2 protein-coding genes and 1 pseudogene are annotated in these 2,331 nt (G+C 65.6%); 1 reads left to right on the plus strand and 2 read right to left on the minus strand.

The genetic code is table 11. The annotated features are described in order from the left end of the window. Window positions 1-847 (plus strand): annotated as a pseudogene (locus WA805_RS09190) (hypothetical protein); the annotation flags it as partial. 17 nt (window positions 848-864) lie between these two features. Here WA805_RS09190 and WA805_RS09195 read toward each other — a convergent pair. Continuing rightward, entirely contained in the window at window positions 865-1,440 is a 576-nt protein-coding gene (locus WA805_RS09195) for a TetR/AcrR family transcriptional regulator (RefSeq protein ID WP_422277952.1), read from the minus strand. Window positions 1,441-1,594: 154 nt separating this feature from the next. Next, window positions 1,595-1,960 carry a VOC family protein gene (locus tag WA805_RS09200; protein ID WP_422284852.1) on the minus strand — a complete coding sequence of 122 codons (366 nt, stop codon included), beginning with the start codon at window positions 1,958-1,960 and terminating at the stop codon, window positions 1,595-1,597. Window positions 1,961-2,331: the final 371 nt, after the last annotated feature.

Below are 2,331 nucleotides of genomic sequence, written 5' to 3' on the forward strand. Positions count from 1 at the left end.
AAGGCACAATGAGGGCGTGAATTACGGGACGGGGCAGTCGGTCTGCCCGCAGTGCGGCAGCGGCACCGACGTGCGCACAGTCGCCGAACTCTTCGACATGCTGAGCGGCGGTGCGCGAGGCGGCGCCACGCAGCAGGGGTATCCGGGCCAGCAAACGGGCCCGGGCTCTCAGGGAACCTATCCGGACTACCCGGCTCAGGGTTACCAGGCACCTACTAACCAGGACCCGGGTAACCAGGGCCCCAGTAACCAGAGTTCGGACAGCACCGACACCAGCTCGGATCATCCGTACCAGAGTTACCAGGGACCAGGTTTCCCCAGCCAGCCTTACCAGAGCCCTGGTAATCAGGGTTCGGACAGGCCCGACACCAGCTCGGACCAGCAGTACCAGAGTTACCAGGGACCAGGCTTCCCCAACCAGCCTTACCAAGGCCAAAGCTCAGGCCCAGCTCCTGGCTACCAAGGACCGGATTACCCCAACAGCCAGCGACGCGGCCCGACGATAGACGGCGTCTTTGACGACCCGGTCCAGGAAATCGCTGGCGCCGTGCTTGGGGCGGCCTTCAAGTTCGCCGGCCGGGGTATCGGCAAGCGGATGCAGAAGGCCTACGAAGAGCGCATCGCCCCGGTGATCGAGGCCAAGACGGCGCAGGCGCGGCAGCAGTGGCAGCCCTCCCCTGACGACCAGGCCGCCATCGTCCAGCGGTACCCCGACCTCCGCGGCTGCATGCGCGACCAGGTCGTGTTCCTCGAAGGCGGGAGCCGGACCGTGCCGATCACCGAGATCCGCATGCCGATCACTCTGGCCCAGGCCGACGCCCTCGTGGACCGGCTCCGTGCCCCGTGATAACTGCCCTGCCGCTCTTATTCGATCGCGTTGACGGTTGCCTGGGTTAGCGTGCGCGCGATCCAGCGGGCGACCTCTTTGGCTTCGGTTTCCTCGAGGCCCCAGATGTCGCGCAGGACAACCAGGGACTCAGCGCCGACGATGAGGGACAGGCCGATCGTGAGGCGGCGCAATGCGGCCGGGCTGAGCGTGCCCCGGTAAGGGGCGAGTGCAGCCTGGATCGCGGGGATGCGGCCGGTGCCGCGTCTGATCGACTCCTCCTCAAGCTTGTCGCCGGCCTGGATCGTGGCCCATTGCTGGAGGGATACGAGCAGGACGCCGCGGAGAACGGCCTCGTTATCGTGCGTCAGCGTCAGCATCTCCGCTATGGCGCGCTCCACGCGGTCAGCGAACGCCGTCAAATCGGCGTGTCGCTCGTCTGGCTCCCACGTGGTTGGGAGTCCAGTCTGGACGGCCTCCTGGATCAGCGCGCTCTGCGTTGGAAAGTAGCGATAGGCAGTTGCCCGCGACACCCGGGCCACCTCGGCCGCGTCGGCGACCGACGGGATTTTGCCTTCGCGCAGCAATTTGCGCGCGCCCTCCATGATGGCCAAGCGGGTCCGTTCGCGCTGGTTGGCACGCGGATCGCTAGGGACTGGGGCTGCGGGGTGTACCGCACCACCGTTATGTGAGACAGACATCTCGTAGCGAGATCATCATCTTCTGAAGGGACACATTTCTCAGTCTGACGCCAAATCGCGGCTTGGGTTAGGGGGTCGCAGAAATGGGCGGTGCCCACCGCGGGCGGCGAATAAGGCAGAACGGGTGGCCTGCCGGGTCGCCATAGACATCCTGGCCGTCGAGCTTTACCGCGCCGATCGCAAGCACCTGCGGGCCTGCAGTCGCGGGGTCTTCGACCATGATGTCGAGGTGGATCTGCTGGGGCACTTCCGGATCCGGCCAGGTCGATGCGCGGTTGCCGGGCGCGCGCTGGAATGCCAAGCCGGAAGTCGTTTCGTTCACCGCGACCACGACCCAGTCGTCATCCTGATACGTCACCGGCAGTCCCAGCAGTGACGAATAGAACGTGGCGAGGGCAGGCGGGTCCGGGCAGTCGAGGACCACGTGGTGCATCCGGCCAATCATGCTATCGATACTGTCATGAGATCCTTAGCATGCGCGAAACTCCCGAAAGCAGTCGATTGCAGCATGAAGAATCCTCCCCAGCCCGACGACGGCCAGCGTCACGAGTACTGCATCTTCTGCCGTGCCGAGAAGGTCCGCAAGGTGACCGAAGATGGTCGGTACTAACGTGGTCGAAATGCATAGGGGCGAGTTGGAGGACCGCTAACGATGGAGGGACGCGCCTGGCTTGCGGCGCTGCCTGAGGAGCTCGCCGCGCAGCGACGCGTCCTGACGGGGCTCGTCGACCGATGCGAAGCCTGGCCACTGGCGACGTCGCTGCTGGTCGGCTGCTCGCTTGGCCGCGGCGCGGCCGACGAGCT

Origin of the sequence: Trebonia sp. (assembly GCF_049794275.1) — a bacterium.
Classification (GTDB): Bacteria; Actinomycetota; Actinomycetes; order Streptosporangiales; family Streptosporangiaceae; genus Trebonia.

Bases quoted from the DNA above. Each gene is read 5' to 3' on its own strand.
- WA805_RS09200 (WP_422284852.1), bottom strand. From the start codon at position 1,960: ATGCACCACGTGGTCCTCGACTGCCCGGACCCGCCTGCCCTCGCCACG.